We start from the raw sequence: 16,582 nt of genomic DNA, 5'->3' as shown, positions 1-16,582 counted from the left end.
ATGCAAAAGGCTTACCAGCGTACCGTTGCGCCGACGCCCAGCATCCGTGGCGGCTCGAAGTTGGCTACCGTCAGGCTGCCAAAGCCGGGGCCGAAGTCGATGAAGTTGTTGGCCGTGTCGTCGTCCAGCGCGTTGCGCACCCAGAACGAGAACTCGCCGGTGGCGCGATCGCCCAGCGGCATGTCGGCCAGCGCCAGACGCAGATTGAGAATGCCGTGGGCATCCACCTCGGTATCGCCCGCCGACTGCTTGGTGCCGTCATAATTGGCGTCGCCCGGCTGCGCCAGCTGGTAAGCGTAGGTGTAGAACGAATCGGTCCACACATAGTCCGCCACCGCACGGATCGCACCCCAGTCGCGTCGCATCAGTTCACTGTCGAGCACGATGTTGTAGGTGCTGTCCGGCGTATGTACAAACGCGCGGTTGTTCGACTGGTCAACGCCGGTGTCGATGAACTTGTCGTACTCGCTGTCCAGATACGCATAGTTCATGCGCAGCTGAGTGCCGTCGACGATCATCCACGCCAGCTCCAGTTCCAGGCCGTTGACGGTGGCCTCACCGGCGTTGCGCACCACGGTCGCGGCGGCGTCGGAGCCGAGGAACACCGACTCCTGCAGGTCTTCCAGCGTGTTGTGGAACAGCGCGGCATTCAGCTGCACGCGGCCGTTGGCCAGACGCGTCTTCGCACCTAACTCAAACGACTTCTGCTTCTCCGGCTTGAACGGCGTGGTGGTCTCGTTCGGATCCGCGCTCTCGCCGTTGAAGCCGCCGCTCTTGAAGCCTTCCGCATAGCGCAGATAGACATTGGCATTGGCATTGATGCGATAGGCAATCGACGCCATCGGCGTGGTATCGGTGAAGGTCGCGTCCGGCTCGGTGCTGCCTTCCGGCATGATGTAGAGATAGCTCTCACCATCCGGCGGCGTGCATCCCGCGGCCGGCGCGTTACAACCAAACACACGCTCCAGCGACTTCTTCTCATGCGTGTAGCGCAGGCCGGCGGTAAACGTCCACGCATCCATCAGGTGATAGTCCACCTGCCCGTATCCGGCCCAGGCCGAAGTCTTGGTGCCGTAGCGGGAGTCGTACTCGGCACCGCCGTTGAAGAAGTGCTGAGGGTTGTTGGTGTAGCCGTCGTCGGCAAAGTAATAGATGCCGCCGACGTAGGTCAGGTTGTCAGTAGCGCCGCTGTACTGCAGATCCTGCGAGTACTGGTCGTAGTCGGTGAAGCGCTGCGTGAACGCCACATCCATCGGCGAGCCGTCCAGATCCAGCGAGTCGTTCCAGTCGAGGCGGCGATAGCCGGTGATCGACTTGATCGTGCCGACACCGCCCAGATCCCAGGTCAGCGTGAACGCATGACCCTCGATGCGTGCGCGCTCGAACGACGGCGCGTCGACCGTGGCCTCGGTCTCGCGGTCCTGCGAGGCATAGGCCGGCAGGTCCGGATAGCCTACGAAGCCGAAGAACGCCGGATCGGCGCGGTACAGCTGGTCGAAATTGTTGGTCTGGTTGTAGCGCGAGCGGTCGTAGCGGTACTCGCCCTGCAGCGCCGAACTGAAATCGAAGTCCGCGGCGAGGCGGAAGCCGTTGCTGTTCTGATTGTTCAACTCCGGCACCGAGCTCAGGCGCGTGGTGTCGACCCAGCCGTCGCGTTGCTCGGTCACCGCCGCAATCGACAGACTGACAATGCCCATGTGCGGCAGATCCAGCGACGCACGCTGGCGAATCGAGTTGTAGTTGCCGACGTCGATCGACGCACTGCCGCCAAACGCACCCGTCGGTGCACGCGTCACCAGATTGACCGTGCCGCCGATGGTGTTGCGGCCGTACAGGGTCCCCTGCGGCCCACGCAGCACTTCGACGCGATTGAGGTCCACCACATCAAAGATCGAGCCCTGGGCCTTGCCGATGTAGACGCCATCGACATAAATGCCGACTGCGGGATCCCAGTAGATCGCCGGGTTGATCTGGCTGGAGCCACGGATCGTGATCTGCGAGATCGTGTTGTTCGACGGCGTCTTGCTTATCTGCAGACCCGGCGCCAATGCGTTCAGATCGCCCAGATCGTTGATGCCGCGCGATTCCAGCTGATCGGTCGGGAACGCAGTGACCGCAATCGGCACATCCTGCAGTTTTTCGACGCGCCGCTGCGCGGTCACCTCGATGTCGCCGAGCGCGGTTTCGCCGGGAGCGGGAGCTGAGCCCTCTGCCTCAGCCGGCGCAGTCGCTTCTTCTGCAGCTTTGGCCTTGGCCGTTGGCGTGGTGTCAGGGGCGGCCGTCGCAATTTGCGCGGTCGCAAGCAAAGGAAGCATCAACGGCAATACCGCAGGCCAGTTTCGCATCACGTTCTCCTCGTGGACGATGAACAACTTCGATTCTTATGACCCGACGGTCCATGAACGTGTCTCATGCCGTCAGCTATCCCCATTGATACGACGCAGCTGCCCGATGGCGCGTCGTCCAATAGGGTGAATTGGAGCCGCGTTCGCTCGTTCGGACGAGGCCGGCGCAACTGCGCGCATGCCAGCATGCATTCCTGCCTGGATCTGGGCCTGCACGCAGGCCCCATAAACGGAGGAGCGAAGCATGGCCCGATTGCAGAACAAGGTGGCAATCGTCACCGGCGGCGCCCGCGGCATGGGTGCTGCCACGGCTCAACTGTTCGTCGAGGAAGGCGCGAAAGTCATGATCGCCGACATCCTCGACAGCGAAGGCGAACAGCTCGCCGCATCGCTGGGCGCGTCTGCACGCTTCATGCACCACGATGTCAGCGACGAAAACAGCTGGACCCAGCTGATCGAGGCCACACAGAGCGCCTTCGGTGCGATCGATGTGCTGGTCAACAACGCCGGCGTACTGATGTTCAAGACCATCCAGACCACGGCCAAGGACGAGTTCGAGCGCGTGATCCGCATCAACCTGATCGGGACCTTCCTCGGCACTCGCATGGTCGGCGCGAAAATGCTGGAGAACGGTCGCGGCTCGATCGTCAACATCTCGTCGGTCGACGGCATGAAGGCCGCGAACGGCCTTGGCGCATACTGCGCGAGCAAATGGGCCGTGCGCGGATTCACCAAGGTCGCGGCAATGGAATACGGCCACCGCGGTGTGCGCGTGAACTCGGTGCATCCGGGCGGCGTCGACACGGCCATGGGCAACCCCTACGGAGAGGAGAAGGACGCGGTGAACAAGCGCTATGCCATGGTCCCGATGCAGCGCGTCGCCGATCCGATCGAAGTCGCGCGAACCTCGCTGTTCCTGGCCAGCGACGAAGCCTCGTACCTGTGCGGCGCCGAGATCGCTGTAGATGGCGGCATGCTCACCGGGCAGTACTACGTCGGCTTCCCCGGCGCGCCCGGCGTTCCGGACTGAGCCGCCCATGTCGGCGAATCGTTCCGAACGCGTCAGCCCCACCGCCTACGCCACCGGCTATCTGTGGTATCGCCATGGCCTGTCCGACAAGGCGCTGGTCACACCGCAGGGCAAGCGCCTGGACCGCGCGTTCCGCGGCTTCATCGCCGCAACCCGGCTGCTGAGCGGCATCTCGCTGGACGCGATGATGCTCGCGCGGCACAAGGGCATCGACGCGGTGCTGATGCGGGCGATTGACGCCGGTGAAGTGACCCAGGTGATCGAGATCGCCGCCGGGCTGTCTGCGCGCGGCTGGCGCATGCGTCAGCGCTACGGTGATCGCATCACCTACATCGAAACCGATCTGCCCGCGATGGCCGCGACCAAGCGCACGCTGCTCGAGAACGCCAGGCTGCTCGGGCCACGGCATCAGGTGCGCGTGCTCGACGCGCTGGCAAATGAAGGCCCGACATCACTGGCCGCGATCGCCGCAACGCTCGATCCCAAACAGGGAACGGCCATCATCACCGAAGGGCTGATGAACTATCTGGCGCCCGCGCAAGCCAACAGCGTGTGGCAGCGCATCGCGCACACCCTGAAGCAGTTTCCGCACGGCGTGTACCTGGCCGACGTGTACTTCGCCCCCGAACAGCGCAGCGCCGCGATGCTCGCCTTCGGCGCGATCCTGCAGGTCTTCGTCCGTGGCCGCATGCACGTTCACTTCGACACCCCCAAGGACGCACGTGAACGCATGACGCACGACGGCTTCAAGAAAGCGCAGGTTCACCGCACGCGGGACATTCCTGCGACACAGGCGATCTCCAAAACTTCAGGCGCAGACCGCGTCAGCGTGCTCGAAGCACGAATGTGAATCTCGCGGGGAGATGCCATCTCTGAGGCCCATGAACCCCGACAAGAAATAGTGCAAACACCAGTCGACACCGCATTCACTCTGAGATCGGACACAGTGATGTAGAAATTTAGAGATCGGATCCAACACGCCGTTTATCAGGGAGGAACTCCAACGATGAATCCGCAGAAGATCACGCCGTTGTGCCCGAGCACCAGCGACGATGTCCACCAGCACCGCAGTCACCTTGCCGCGAACGACAAGAAGAAGGGCCTCATCAGTATCTGCCTGCTGGCACTCATGTTGGCGGTGACAGGATGCGCCGGCACGTCAGTGAAACCTGAAACCATTCACCAGCTGACGTCCGTCAGCGTGAGCCATTCCGTCGAGTTATCGCCAGAAGTCTCCTATCACGGCCCCGAACAATCGCTTGGAGCTGCACTTGGCGGCATATTGGGGGCGCTGATCGCACAGGGTGCGACCTCGTCACCCGATCAGATAAAGACCTATCTTGCAGAGCAGCATATCGACGTCGGAGAAATCGTCCGCCAAGCTTTCGTGGAAGGCCTGCAACACGATTCCAGGTTCGCAAACAAAATCAAGGAGTCGGCGGAAAATCATTTCGAGCTCGAAGTGCCTTTATATGGTCTGGCCCAAAACGGGGGGTTCTCCTCCGAGTACAAAGCCTGGCTCGGCTTTCGCGCCCGTTTGATCGACCCCAGTGGCAATGTCATCTGGGAGAAGTACGATTTCGTGACGCACTTCAACGACGCGGTCCCCGCAGCGAAATACGCCGCTTACTTCGAATCTCCGGAACAATTCCGGATCGGCTTCAAGGCGGCTGCGGCGGAGATCACCAAAATGCTGCTTCAGAAAATGTAGGCGAATCGGCAGGGGCGTTCGTTATCTGATGTGGTGAAACAGATCGATCGCTCCAACTTCGGATTGAACACCGCCTGTACCGTCATCGTGGCGGCAGCTGAGCCCGCACCGCCAGCATGTCGGCGTCACGCCCCGAAGCGGAGCGCGCTGCGGTGATCGTCGCCGTGTCGAACGGCTGATACGTCGACGACGGTGCATTCAGGGATTCCGCCACATAGCGCAACACGGCGACCAGCTCGGGATCCGTCAGGCGCTTCTTGAACGTCCACATCAGCGCATTGTAGGGTTGACCCTCCACCATGATCGGCCCCTTGAGGCCGTTCACAACGACCTGTGACAGATACGCCCGCCCTTCAGCGGACGCGACCCAGTCCTGCAACCCGGTCAAAGGGGGATAACGACCGGCGAGCCCTTCGCCGTGGGGTTGATGGCACAGTGCGCAACGCTTGGCATAGAGCGCGGCGCCGGCATCGTCGGCAAGTGCCGGAAGCTGCGTCATCGCCAGCATCAGTATCAAACCGCTGCCGCAGACGTTTCTGATCGATCCCACGCTGAACTCCGATGGTGCGTTTCCGGCCAGATGCCGGATGCGGCGAAGTCCGGAGCAAGCATCGCGCCAGCGCGATGGATCAGGGGAATGGACGCGGCGCCGGGTCCTGGACGCTGCGGTCGTCGCGGATCACGTAGTTGTGCTCGACCCCGAGGTCACTGAGTTCGCAACGTTCGTACTGGTCGCCATGCACGTCCAGCGCAACCAGTGCCGCGATGAAGGCCAGCGTTTCGGCCAGCCAGCGCCAGGGTTCGCTGGAATTGACCGCCGGCTGCGTGCGGCCATCGGATTCGCAGCGGGATTCGAGTGAGGCCACCGCACGGGGTTGCGTGGCTTTCTCGATGGCGGCGCGCACCTCTTCCTGTGTCGCCGCCTGGGCCATTCCGGCCCACAGACTCGCGACCATCACCAACAGCAGCGTCATACGCATGTCGTTCCCTCCCGATCTTTTGCGTGCGCTGACTTTACCGCCTTCAGGATTGCCCGGCATGTCGAGAAAGTCGCGCCGAGGGTCAACACTTGCCGCGATGCACGGTGCGGACACCGCAATGTTGCGGGACTCGACGTAGAACGCTGGCCGTGTGACGCATTCCGCGTTCGACGGCGACACCCTTACGGTTCGGTGCATCATGCAGTGTGGTTGGGTTGATGCGCAGGGCCGGTCCGATACTCGAAACAGGTATCCCGTGGCCGGTCGCAGCCGTATGATCCGTTTCCCTGCGACGGCGCATGAGCCCGATATCCATCGCGGCCTGCACCCCTGCGCCGACGCACGATGTGAGGAGATCACCCGATGGCCAATCGAACCCAGGAAGTTTCAGCAGTGGTGGAAGCCTTTGCGGCCTGCTGGAATGTTCATGACATGACGGCCTTTGGCGACCTGTTCGCGCCGGACGCCGAATTCGTCAATGTCGTCGGACTGTGGTGGAAGGGGCGAGAGGCGATACGCGAAGCCCATGCGTTCATCCACGCGACAATGTTCAAGCACAGCCGCCTGACGTTCCAGTCCATCGACATCCGCTTTCCCGCCGACACCCTCGCCATCACCCGCGCGCACTGGACGCTGGAAGGTCATGTTTCGCCGCAGGGCGACGCCCTGCCGGCACGCACCGGCCTGATGCTGAACGTGCTGGCGCAGACGCCCTCCGGATGGCAGATCATCGACTCTCAGAATACGGATATCGTCGACGGCGAGCTCTCGCGGCCGCAGTAGTTCTGTCGGGCGCGGTATTTCGCCGAAACCTCACGCGGCCCACAGATAGATCGCCGCCAGCGCGCGATACGGGCGCCACGCCTCCGCACGCTGCAGCAGGGCCTTGGGCGACGCACAGCCCGCCGCACGGATCAGGCCGATGTCGCTGTGCGGAAACGCATCCGGTTCGCGGCCGAGACGGATCGCCAGATAGTGGCGGGTCCACGGGCCGAAGCCCGGCAGCGCCTGCAGCTGCGCGTCGATTACGGACCAGTCCGCCGCCGCCAGATGCAGCCGCCCTTCCACGACGGCGGACGCGAGTTGCCGCAGGGTGTCGACGCGCTTGCCCGGCATGCCGAGCTGATTCAGGTCCGCAGAGAGCAGGCGTGCGGGTGACAGTTCCCCGCTGCAGCGTTCGACCACTCGCGCGGTCAGGGTGCCGGCAGCCGCGACGGTGACCTGCTGGCCGATCACGGTCCGCACGCACAGTTCGAAGGCGTCCCAGCTGCCGAGTGGCCGCAAGCCGGGAAAGCCGGCGATGCGCGGGGCCAGGTCCGGGCATCGCCGGAGATGCCTGCGTGCGGCGCTGAGGTCCTCATGCACCGCAAACAGGTGCGCCACGCGCGGCACGGCCTCATCCGCCGCCGCGGTGGATGGTGCTTCGATCCGCAGGCTGCGTGCGGAGCTTGCCGAGTCCGCCGTCACACGAACCTGCCCTCCATTGCACGCGCGCTGATAGCTGATGTCGTCCACGCGTTCGACCCCGGGGATCAGGCGCGGCTGCAGGTAGCCCAGCAGGCGCGCCCACGGCAGGTCGCCACAGACCGGCAGGTCGACGGTCACGCTCACGGCTTTGCGGATCGGCCGGACCGCTGCGCGCGCTCCTGATCCAGCAGCGCGCGTTTGCGTTCGATGCCCCACTTGTAACCACCGAGGCCGCCATCCCCGCGGATCACGCGATGACATGGCACCAGCAGCGCGACGCGATTGGCGGCGCAGGCGCTGGCGACTGCACGCACGGCGCGGGGATGACCAATGGCTTCGGCCACTTCCGCGTAGGCACGCACCTCGCCGCTGGGGATGCGGCACAGGTAATTCCAGACCTTCATCTGGAACGCGGTGCCGCGCAGGTCCAGCGGCAACACCGATGCTGGCGCGCCGGTCTCCAGGTGCCGGCGCAGCGCCTGCATCCAGTCATCAAACTGTGGTGCGTGCTGCGCGTCCATCGGCGCAAGTTCGGCACCGGGATATTCGGACCGCAGGCGATCGATCAGCTCTAGCTCGTTGTCGGCGAACTGCACGAAGCACAGACCGCGATCGGTCGCGCCGATCATCACCTGACCCAGCGACGTGTCACCACTGGCATAGGAGATCGCCACATCGCGTCCGCCGCTGCGGTACTGCTTCGGCGTCATGCCCAGATGCGTGGCGAGCTTTTCGTAGACCCGGCTGCTCGAGCCATAGCCGGCGTCCTGGATCGCCCGCGTCACCGGCGCACCGTCGCGCAGGCCCTGACGCAACGCGCGCAGCCGCAGCGCATCGACGTACTGTTTGGGACTCAGACCAAGCACGGCCTTGAACTGGCGCTGCAAATGAAACGGACTCAGGTGCACACGCACGGCCAACGCATCGAGATTCGGCGCGTCGTCGAGATGCTGTTCCAGATGACGACACAGGGCTTCGATGCGCTCGACCGTGCGACTGTCGGCACGCTGCTGCAACGGCTTGCAGCGCTTGCATGGCCGCATGCCGTCGGCCTGCGCAGCGGCCGGCGTGTCGAAGAAGCGCACATTCCGGCGTAGCGGCCGACGCGAGGCGCAGGACGGCCGGCAGTACACGCCGGTGGTCACGACGCCATAGTAGAAGCGGCCATCCTGCTGCGCGTCGCGCTCCAGCACGGCCTGCCAGCGAGCCTGTTCGTTCATGGCACTCACACTCACAGTTTAGGTCCCAATTGAGGACTCGATGCGCGTAGTGTGTGTCGTGCGGTGGCGGCGAAAACTCCGATTGTTGCGCTCACGTTCCGAAAAGACGAGCGCCGGCCGGGGACACGCCGTCAATTGATGCCGAAGTGCAGATCAAGGCTTTTGCGCCGCTGTTCTGTCAACGCATCGGCCGACGCGACCCTGTCGATGGGCAGCGTTTCGCTGCTTTCACATCAGAGCCGGGCTCAGAACAGTTCGACGTTGCCATCAAGGCGATCGTTGCGGCGCCCGTCACGTCCCGACTCGTAGAACACCACGCGATTGCGACCGGCATTCTTGGCCTGGTACAGCGCCCGATCGGCACGCTCGATGACCTCGACCATGCTGATGCCAGGTTCGATGGGCGCACAGCCGACGCTGACCGTAACCTGACCCACCTGCGGGAATACATGGGTTGAGATCGCCTGACGCAGCCGCTCCATCGCAATCATCACACCGTCATGATCGCTTCGCGTCAGGATCACCGCAAACTCCTCACCGCCATAGCGGAAACATCGGTCTTCGCCGCGGAACAGCTTGCTGACCATCTGTGCGACCAGCAGCAAGACTTCGTCCCCGTACAGATGGCCGAAGCGATCATTGATGCGTTTGAAGTGGTCGAGGTCGAACAGGGCCAGCCATCCGCTGACAGGGCCGCTGCGCGTGCGTGCCGCATCGCGTGCCACTGGCTCCGGTGCGACCAGCGCTGCTTCGGTCACCCGCGCCAGGTAGCTATCGAAACTGCGGCGGTTCTGCAGCCCGGTCAGCCGATCCTGCTCGGAGTCCCGGATCATCGCGGTGAAATTCCGGTACAGGCGTGCCAGCGCGTCGATGGTGCGCAGCTGATCGGGTGTGCATTCGGCAATATGAACAGCCAGCGCCTCATTGGCGCCGACCGGCATCAGATGAATGCAGCCGCCACCGCCCGCCTTCGGAATCTGGACATCGCTGCCCAGCGCGACGCGCGCCAACAAGTCGGCAGGGATCTCGGCGGCGAACGCCGGCAATTCGTCATTCTCTAGAGGATCGACGTCCACGTGCGCGGACGTGCCAAAGGCGATGAAGCCCGCGGCACGGACCGGCAACAGCTCCTTGAGCGTCTGTAACAGGCTGACGCGCAAGGTCTTTGCATCTCGATGCTCGGCCACGTTGGCAACCGACTCGAGCACGCGTGGCACATCGAGCTGACTCATGGGATTCCGATTTTTCCGTTCTGGTCAGGCCGCGCTGCAAGTCCTGCACCAGACCCGCCTACAATCGCCGCGAATCGAACAGGCCCGAGCACCATGCAGACAATCACCGCGCAGGAGATTCCCGGATTCGAACGCGCCGAACTCGCACCGGTGGGCGCCCCCGCACGGACGGTGTATCGCCGCGGCAGCGGTCCCGCGGTGGTCGTGATGACCGAAGTCCCCGGAATCACGCCGCAGGTCGCACGCTTTGCTACGCGTGTCGCCGACGCCGGGTTCTCGGTCTACCTGCCGCAGCTGATTGGCACCCCAATGCAGCCGCTGACGCCCGTGACTGCGGCACGCTCGATGGCCCGTGCCTGTATCAGCCGAGAGTTCCGCGTGCTGGCCTCGAACCAATCGAGTCCGATCGTTGACTGGCTGCGCGCGCTGGCGCGTCATGCCCACACCGAATGCGGCGGCCCCGGCGTCGGTGCGATCGGCATGTGCCTAACCGGAAATTTTGCGCTGGCGATGATGCTGGATGCGCCGGTGATCGCACCGGTACTGTCGCAGCCGTCGCTGCCGGTCGCGATTACGCCGGCGCGGCGCAGCGGTTTGCATGCGTCGCCCGCCGAGCTGAAGGCCGCGCATGACAAGATCGACCACCACGGCGCGCGCATTCTCGGCCTGCGCTTCAACGAAGATCCGATGTGCCCGCCGCAGCGCTTCGCACGCCTTCGCGCTGAATTTGGCGACGCCTTCGAGGCGATCGAGCTGCCATCGTCCTGCGCCAATCCGGACGCGCTACCGCCGGCGCACAGCGTGCTGACCACACATTTGATCGACGCCGCAGGCGAACCGACCCGCGCCGCACTGGATCGCACGCTGGCGTTTCTGCGGGAGCAACTGCAGCGCTGATCCTCATACAGGCATCGCGAGCCCCTTTTGATGATGGCGGCGGTCCGTGGCGGCCGTTCCGCCACAGCCGCGTGTCTCTGGCGACAATGGCATGTTCAATGAAATGCTTACATTGAACACTGTCACTGTGTGAGGAGACACAGCACCATGAATCCGAACCACGCCAGCCTGCAGCCGCAGGATCTGGAGCGCTTTGCCGCGGTCCAGCGGCTCGCGTACCGCTGCGCCGAAACCGTTGCCGCTGAACTGCAGCCCGGCATGACCGAGCGCGACGCCGCCGCGCGCATGCAGGCGTTCTTTGACGCCGAAGGCGTCGACGACTGCTTCCACCGCCCGTTCGCCTGGTTCGGCGACCGTACCGCGTTTCGCGGCCTGATCGGCGTACGCGCGCTGGGCGGCTTCAACCCGGCGTTCTACCCGGGACTGCGCCGTCTTGAAACCGGGATGCCGTTCATTCTCGACTGCGCACCGAGCGTGCGCGGCTACACCGCCGATATCGGCTACTGCGGTGTGCTGGGTGAGAACCGGTTGCTCGACAAATTGATGGACGACCTGCTCGAGTACCGCATGCTGATCGTGTCGATGGCCAAACAGCGCCGGCCGCTGGCCGAGATCAGTCGCGCGGTCGACCGCCTGTGCGCACGGCACGGCTACGAGCCGCGACACAAGGCCTATCCGTTCGAAACCCTGGCGCATCGCGTCGAGACGCTGCAGGACGACGGCAAGGCGCGGCATCACAGCGTTGCGCGCTTCGGCCTGCGCAATGTCACCGAACTGGCGCGCGACGCGTTCAAGGGCCGGCGCGAGGGCTGGTCGCCGATCTGGAACAGCGGCGCGCGTTCGGAACATCCGCCGACGCCGGGCCTGTGGGCGGTGGAGCCGCATCTGGGCTTTCGCGGCGTCGGCGCCAAATGGGAAGAACTGCTGGTCGTCACCGAAGATGATGCGTTCTGGCTCGACGATGACGTGCCGCATGTCCGCCGCTGGCAGCAGCGCGGCCTGTGGCCGGCCACTCCCGCAGATACGAATCGGAAGGCCGCATGAACGACATGAGCCGCATTCCCTCGGACGGCGTCGAACTGGCGATCCGTCAGTGGGGCGAACAGAACACCGTCACGGTACTGCTGGTACACGGCTACCCGGACTGCAGTCATGTCTGGGACGCCGTCGCCGAGCAACTGTCGGCGGACTTCCACGTCGTCGCCTATGACGTTCGCGGCGCCGGTGCCTCCAGTGCGCCGCGCGCCGTCGCCGACTATGGCCTCGATCATCTGGTGACCGACATGGCGGCGGTCATCGATACCGTCAGCCCCGGCAAGCCGGTGCATCTGGTGGGCCACGACTGGGGCTCGATCCAGTCGTGGGAGGCGGTCACCACCGACCGCCTGCGCGGACGCATCGCGTCGTACACGACCATCTCCGGGCCCTGCCTGGATCATGCGGGCTACTGGATCCTGAACCGGCTGCGCTCGGCCGCACCGGCGGAGCTGGCGCAGCTGCTGCGTCAGACGATGCATTCCTGGTACATCGGCGCATTCCAGCTGCCCGGCGCCGCGCCGACGCTGTGGAAGCTCGGCCTGGATCAACTGTGGCCGAAGATGCTGGCGCAGCTCGAAGGCATTCATGCCGACGCCAATCCGACGCAGACACGTGACGGCGTCAACGGCATCAAGCTGTATCGCGCCAACATGCGCCAGCGCCTGTTCCATCCGTCCGAGCGCCGCACCGACGTTCCGGTGCAGCTGATCGTGCCGACGCAGGATCGCTTCGTCACCACCGACGTGCTGGACGAGCTGCCGAACTGGGTCGAGCGCCTGTGGCGCTTCGACGTCGCCGCGGGTCACTGGCTGCAGCTGAGTCATCCCGACTGGACGGCGCAGCGCATCCGGGACTTCGTGCGCTTCATCGAGTCCGGCGACGAGTCGCCGCGGCTGCAGCGCGCTCGCGTGCGCGGCCCGCGCAAGCAGGACTCCGGCAAGCTGGTGCTCGTCACCGGCGCCGGCTCGGGCATCGGTCGCGAGATGCTGCTGGCGTTCGCCGAACGCGGTGCGGATGTCGTCGCCGTCGATATCAACGCGGAAGCAGCCGAACGCTCGGCCGAGCTGGCGCGCCTGCTCGACGCGCGGGCGTTTGCCTATACCGTCGACGTCGGCGACGCCGCGGCCATGGAGACGCTCGCCGGAGAGATCGCCCAGAACCTGGGCGTTCCGGACATCGTCATCAACAACGCCGGCATCGGCATGGCCGGCGCCTTCCTCGACACCAGCGTGCAGGACTGGCAACAGCTGCTGCACGTGAACCTGTGGGGCGTGATTCACGGCAGCCGCCTGTTCGCGCAGCAGATGGTCGATCGCGGCAACGGCGGCGTGATCGTCAACGTCGCCTCCGGTCTGGCCTACACGCCGACCCGCGCATTGCCGGCCTACGCGACCAGCAAGGCCGCGGTCCGCATGCTGTCCGACTGCCTGCGCGCCGAACTGCACGACGCCCGGGTGCGGGTCGTCAGCGTCTGCCCCGGCATCATCGATACCGGCATCACCGACGCAGTGCGCTTCGTCGGCACCGATGCGGCCGAGCAGGATCGCCGCCGCGCCAGGGCCAAGGCGCTGTACCAGCGCCGCAATCTGAAGCCGCAGGCCGTCGCGCGCGCGGTGCTCGATGCGATCGACCACCAGCGTGACGAAGTCGCCGTCGGCGTCGAAGCCAAGGTCGGCCGCTGGATGAGCCGCCTGTTGCCCGGCGCGCTGCAGCGCCTGGCACGCCTCGATGTCGCCCACTGAACACCAATCCGATACGCACTGCGGAGAACACCCCATGCGCCGTCATCGCAAGAACGCTCGCACCGCTTCGAACTCCGATCACCCGCTGCGTCAGCGCAAGGTCGAGTTCGACTGGACGAAAACACCGCTGGAGTGGATTCCGGGCCAGCCGTACGCCAGCCACTTCATCAACGAAATCAACCTGCTGCTGCCGGCCGGCGAGTTCTGGTTCTGCAAGGTCTACAACAAGGCCCTGCCGCTGATCACCGACGACAAGCTGCGCGAAGACGTCCAGGGCTTCATCCGTCAGGAAGCGATGCACGCGCGTGCGCATGCCGGCGCCACCGCCGAGTACCTGAACGCCCACGGCATCGAAACCGAATCCAACACGCGGCGTGAGGACTGGATGTTCGAAACGCTGCTGTGCGACGCGCCATTCGGTCGTCCGCTGCCGCGCTGGGCCGAGCGGCAATGGCTGGTGTTCCGGCTCGGCATCATTGCCGCGATCGAGCACATGACCTGCGTGCTCGGCAAATACGCACTGGAAAATCGCACCTGGGACCAGGCTGGCGCCGACCCGACCCTGCTCGATCTGGTGCGCTGGCATGGCGCCGAGGAAGTCGAGCATCGTTGCGTGGCGTTCGATCTGTATCGCCATCTCGGCGGGCGCTACCCGTCACGCTACTACCTGGCGCTGATCTCGATGCCGATGATCTTCGGCCTGTGGGTTCACGGCGCGGCTCATCTGATGAAGCAGGACCCGCGGTTCAAGGACCAGCGCCCCAGCGTGCTGCGGCCCTGGATCTGGCGCGAATGGATTCGCGTCGCCCGCAGCGGTCACCTGCCGTCGCCGCTATGGCTGGCACGCCAGGAACTCCCGTTCTTCCTGCCCTGGTACGACCCGTTCCGCGAAGCCGATACGCAGCAGGCGCTGAACTATCTCGAACAGTCTCCGGCGGCGCTGCGCGCCGCGGCCTGAATGCGAAGGCGCTGGCGTGCGCACCTCAGTCGGGTGCGCGCGTCGAGCGCCGGTACAGTCCGTCGAAAACGGTCTGCCAAGTCTTGCCGTCATCGAGCGAGGACTGCCAGTGCTGCCGCACCGATCCGTCGGCATTCGGCGTCCAGGTGATACGGTCGCGCACAGGGGCGTTGCGCTCGCGGCTATGCCGCGTACCTTCGAGCACCATCGCGCCGTCCTGCAGTCCGCCTTCGAGCAGCAGCAGCGTCCCACTGCTGTCGACCCAGGTCTGATGCCAGACACTGCGCGAACGATCGTAGAGATTGAAGCTGTGCCCCCGAAAACCACTGCTGCCGGTCCAGCTCTCCTGCAACGCGCAGCCGTCCAGAATGGCGTCAATCCGATTGTGGCCGACCGTCTTGCCGGCGGGATCGGTGACATCCCACTCACCCGCCCAGAAATCGAACTGGCGGAATTCGGGCACAGCGCATGCCGTTGACGGCACGTCAGCAGCATGCGCCTGCGCAACAACACCCAGACACAGAAAAACCAAGGTCAACACCAGTAGTCGCATATCGCCGTTCCCTGCAGTCACGCCGTGCCATCACCGGCCGGGGTATCCAGCGTCCTGCCATCGGTCGGCTTAGGCGGCATTTCTGTCCTGAATCAGGCTACAGTACTCTGCGACATATGCCGATACTCGGCATGACTTAAATGAATATTCGTGGATACAAGCCGGCAATCGATCGGCAACCTGTTGCGGAGGCGAAAACAACAAGATGCGGTGGAAGCCGTTCCATGCAGCCAGAACCCTCTGATCACCTGCAACCGTCACTGCGGGCCCTGGAGCAGGCGATCTACAGCCACGAACTGTGGGTCAAGGATTTGCTGCGCACGATCATCTGCAGATTGCCGGTGGATCGACGCGATCTGGATGCCGATGCGCACCACCATTGCCGCTTTGGACAATGGTTTTATGACGACGCTCCGCGCGAACTACGCCGGCTCGATGGCTTTGCGGCAATGGAAAGCGAGCACGAGCATCTGCATCGACTGGCCGCCAAACTGTTGCATACGGTGATGTCCGACGAGTCGATCCACAGTAACGACTACGACGAATTTGCCAATACGCGCGACCGCCTGCTGCTGCAACTGCAGACGCTGAAACAGCAGATCGAGGAGATGCTGTACAACCGCGATCCGCTGACCGGAGCGGAAACGAGAACGCAGATGCTGCCGGTTCTGCGCGATCTCCACGCCATGGCACAGCGCAAGGTGCTCGACTGCTGTGTTTCCATCATGGATCTGGATCACTTCAAACAGGTCAACGATAACTTCGGCCATCAGGCCGGCGACCGCGTGCTGAGTGCGGCGGTATCTCGCATGCAGGAGGTTCTGCGCTCGTACGACAAGGTGTTCCGTTACGGTGGAGAGGAATTTCTGATCCTGATGCCGAATACCGAGTTGTCGGTCGCTCACACCGTGGTCGAGCGAATTCGGGAACGTCTGGCCGCCGAGCCACTGACGCACCACAACGGCACGCCGGTTTCCATCACCGCATCGTTCGGCATCACCTGGCTCGACTCAGGCTGCGGCGTCGAAGAGTCGATCCATCGGGCTGACATGGCGATGTATGCCGCCAAGAAAGCCGGTCGCAACTGCACCATCGTGTGGTCACCGGAACTCGCCGACCCTCACGCGACCAACGGCGTGCACAGGCGCGATCCCCCGCCCGGCTGAGCGGCTGCCGGTATCCGCCCGAACGTTTTCCGGTCGGCCAGCGCCCCCCACAGTAGCGGGCTCGCTTGGGCTATTTTTCCCAGCAACCGAAGAACGGATGACCGTGACATCTGTGTGACAATTTTGGCTCGCGCCGCTGCACGGGGTACGGCGCGCGGATCGCGTTCGCGGCAACAGCGCCGCGCGGGCGCTGCATTGCGATAGCGGGGAGGCCATGTAGCCCCCCGTAACTGGGGATTACAA

The 16,582-nt window shown here is 64.3% G+C and carries 16 protein-coding genes; 9 read left to right on the top strand and 7 right to left on the bottom strand.

Annotation, left to right across the window (positions count from 1 at the left end; all coding sequences use genetic code 11):
• Positions 1-11: 11 nt before the first annotated feature.
• Positions 12-2,345 (bottom strand): TonB-dependent receptor, encoded by a 2,334-nt coding sequence (locus E4T66_RS14670; RefSeq protein ID WP_136849811.1) that lies wholly within the window; start codon positions 2,343-2,345, stop codon positions 12-14.
• 244 nt (positions 2,346-2,589) lie between these two features.
• On the opposite strand from E4T66_RS14670, the gene E4T66_RS14665 reads away from it, so the two are divergent.
• The 3 genes from E4T66_RS14665 (at position 2,590) to E4T66_RS14655 (ending at position 5,086) form a co-directional block, all read left to right on the top strand.
• A complete protein-coding gene (locus E4T66_RS14665; protein WP_136849810.1) occupies positions 2,590-3,375 on the top strand; it encodes a glucose 1-dehydrogenase in 786 nt (261 codons plus the stop codon).
• Positions 3,376-3,382: 7 nt separating this feature from the next.
• On the top strand, positions 3,383-4,225 hold the full coding sequence (locus tag E4T66_RS14660) for a class I SAM-dependent methyltransferase (protein ID WP_169577643.1): 843 nt from the start codon (positions 3,383-3,385) through the stop codon (positions 4,223-4,225).
• Positions 4,226-4,381: 156 nt separating this feature from the next.
• Entirely contained in the window at positions 4,382-5,086 is a 705-nt protein-coding gene (locus E4T66_RS14655) for a hypothetical protein (RefSeq protein WP_136849808.1), read from the top strand.
• Between the two features lie 82 nt (positions 5,087-5,168).
• On the opposite strand, the gene E4T66_RS14650 is transcribed toward E4T66_RS14655, so the two are convergent.
• Both E4T66_RS14650 and E4T66_RS14645 read right to left on the bottom strand, forming a co-directional pair.
• Positions 5,169-5,636 carry a c-type cytochrome gene (locus tag E4T66_RS14650; protein WP_136849807.1) on the bottom strand — a complete coding sequence of 156 codons (468 nt, stop codon included), beginning with the start codon at positions 5,634-5,636 and terminating at the stop codon, positions 5,169-5,171.
• 79 nt (positions 5,637-5,715) lie between these two features.
• Positions 5,716-6,066, bottom strand: coding sequence for a hypothetical protein (locus tag E4T66_RS14645; RefSeq protein WP_136849806.1), 351 nt, complete (start codon positions 6,064-6,066; stop codon positions 5,716-5,718).
• A 363-nt stretch (positions 6,067-6,429) separates the two neighbouring features.
• Between E4T66_RS14645 and E4T66_RS14640 the strand changes: the two genes are divergently transcribed.
• Positions 6,430-6,849 (top strand): SgcJ/EcaC family oxidoreductase, encoded by a 420-nt coding sequence (locus tag E4T66_RS14640; RefSeq protein ID WP_136849805.1) that lies wholly within the window; start codon positions 6,430-6,432, stop codon positions 6,847-6,849.
• A 30-nt stretch (positions 6,850-6,879) separates the two neighbouring features.
• Here the strand turns inward: E4T66_RS14640 and E4T66_RS14635 are convergent, their stop codons facing one another.
• From E4T66_RS14635 to E4T66_RS14625, 3 genes are all read right to left on the bottom strand, one after another.
• Complete coding sequence (locus E4T66_RS14635; protein ID WP_169577636.1) at positions 6,880-7,677, bottom strand: DNA-3-methyladenine glycosylase 2; 798 nt, start codon at positions 7,675-7,677, stop codon at positions 6,880-6,882.
• Positions 7,674-8,753 carry a bifunctional DNA-binding transcriptional regulator/O6-methylguanine-DNA methyltransferase Ada gene (ada, locus tag E4T66_RS14630; protein WP_136849803.1) on the bottom strand — a complete coding sequence of 360 codons (1,080 nt, stop codon included), beginning with the start codon at positions 8,751-8,753 and terminating at the stop codon, positions 7,674-7,676. The genes E4T66_RS14635 and ada overlap by 4 nt, the downstream gene beginning before the upstream one ends.
• Before the next feature lie 245 nt (positions 8,754-8,998).
• Positions 8,999-9,985 carry a GGDEF domain-containing protein gene (locus tag E4T66_RS14625; protein WP_136849802.1) on the bottom strand — a complete coding sequence of 329 codons (987 nt, stop codon included), beginning with the start codon at positions 9,983-9,985 and terminating at the stop codon, positions 8,999-9,001.
• A 93-nt stretch (positions 9,986-10,078) separates the two neighbouring features.
• On the opposite strand from E4T66_RS14625, the gene E4T66_RS14620 reads away from it, so the two are divergent.
• From E4T66_RS14620 to E4T66_RS14605, 4 genes are all read left to right on the top strand, one after another.
• Positions 10,079-10,882 (top strand): dienelactone hydrolase family protein, encoded by an 804-nt coding sequence (locus tag E4T66_RS14620; RefSeq protein ID WP_136849801.1) that lies wholly within the window; start codon positions 10,079-10,081, stop codon positions 10,880-10,882.
• 147 nt (positions 10,883-11,029) lie between these two features.
• The gene (locus E4T66_RS14615; RefSeq protein ID WP_136849800.1) at positions 11,030-11,926 is read left to right on the top strand and encodes a M24 family metallopeptidase; all 897 of its coding nucleotides are present in this window, start codon (positions 11,030-11,032) and stop codon (positions 11,924-11,926) included.
• A complete protein-coding gene (locus E4T66_RS14610) occupies positions 11,923-13,662 on the top strand; it encodes an SDR family oxidoreductase (protein WP_136849799.1) in 1,740 nt (579 codons plus the stop codon). The genes E4T66_RS14615 and E4T66_RS14610 overlap by 4 nt, the downstream gene beginning before the upstream one ends.
• A 34-nt stretch (positions 13,663-13,696) precedes the next feature.
• Entirely contained in the window at positions 13,697-14,620 is a 924-nt protein-coding gene (locus tag E4T66_RS14605; protein WP_136849798.1) for a metal-dependent hydrolase, read from the top strand.
• A gap of 25 nt (positions 14,621-14,645) precedes the next feature.
• On the opposite strand, the gene E4T66_RS14600 is transcribed toward E4T66_RS14605, so the two are convergent.
• Complete coding sequence (locus E4T66_RS14600; RefSeq protein WP_136849797.1) at positions 14,646-15,173, bottom strand: DUF1579 domain-containing protein; 528 nt, start codon at positions 15,171-15,173, stop codon at positions 14,646-14,648.
• 224 nt (positions 15,174-15,397) lie between these two features.
• On the opposite strand from E4T66_RS14600, the gene E4T66_RS14595 reads away from it, so the two are divergent.
• Positions 15,398-16,339 carry a diguanylate cyclase gene (locus tag E4T66_RS14595; RefSeq protein ID WP_169577642.1) on the top strand — a complete coding sequence of 314 codons (942 nt, stop codon included), beginning with the start codon at positions 15,398-15,400 and terminating at the stop codon, positions 16,337-16,339.
• Positions 16,340-16,582 lie beyond the last annotated feature (243 nt).

It is taken from the genome of Sinimarinibacterium arenosum (assembly GCF_005047655.1).
GTDB lineage: Bacteria > Pseudomonadota > Gammaproteobacteria > Nevskiales > Nevskiaceae > Solimonas.
The sequence above is the reverse complement of the archived record's forward strand: the minus strand, read 5'-3'. Positions and strand labels throughout refer to the sequence as shown.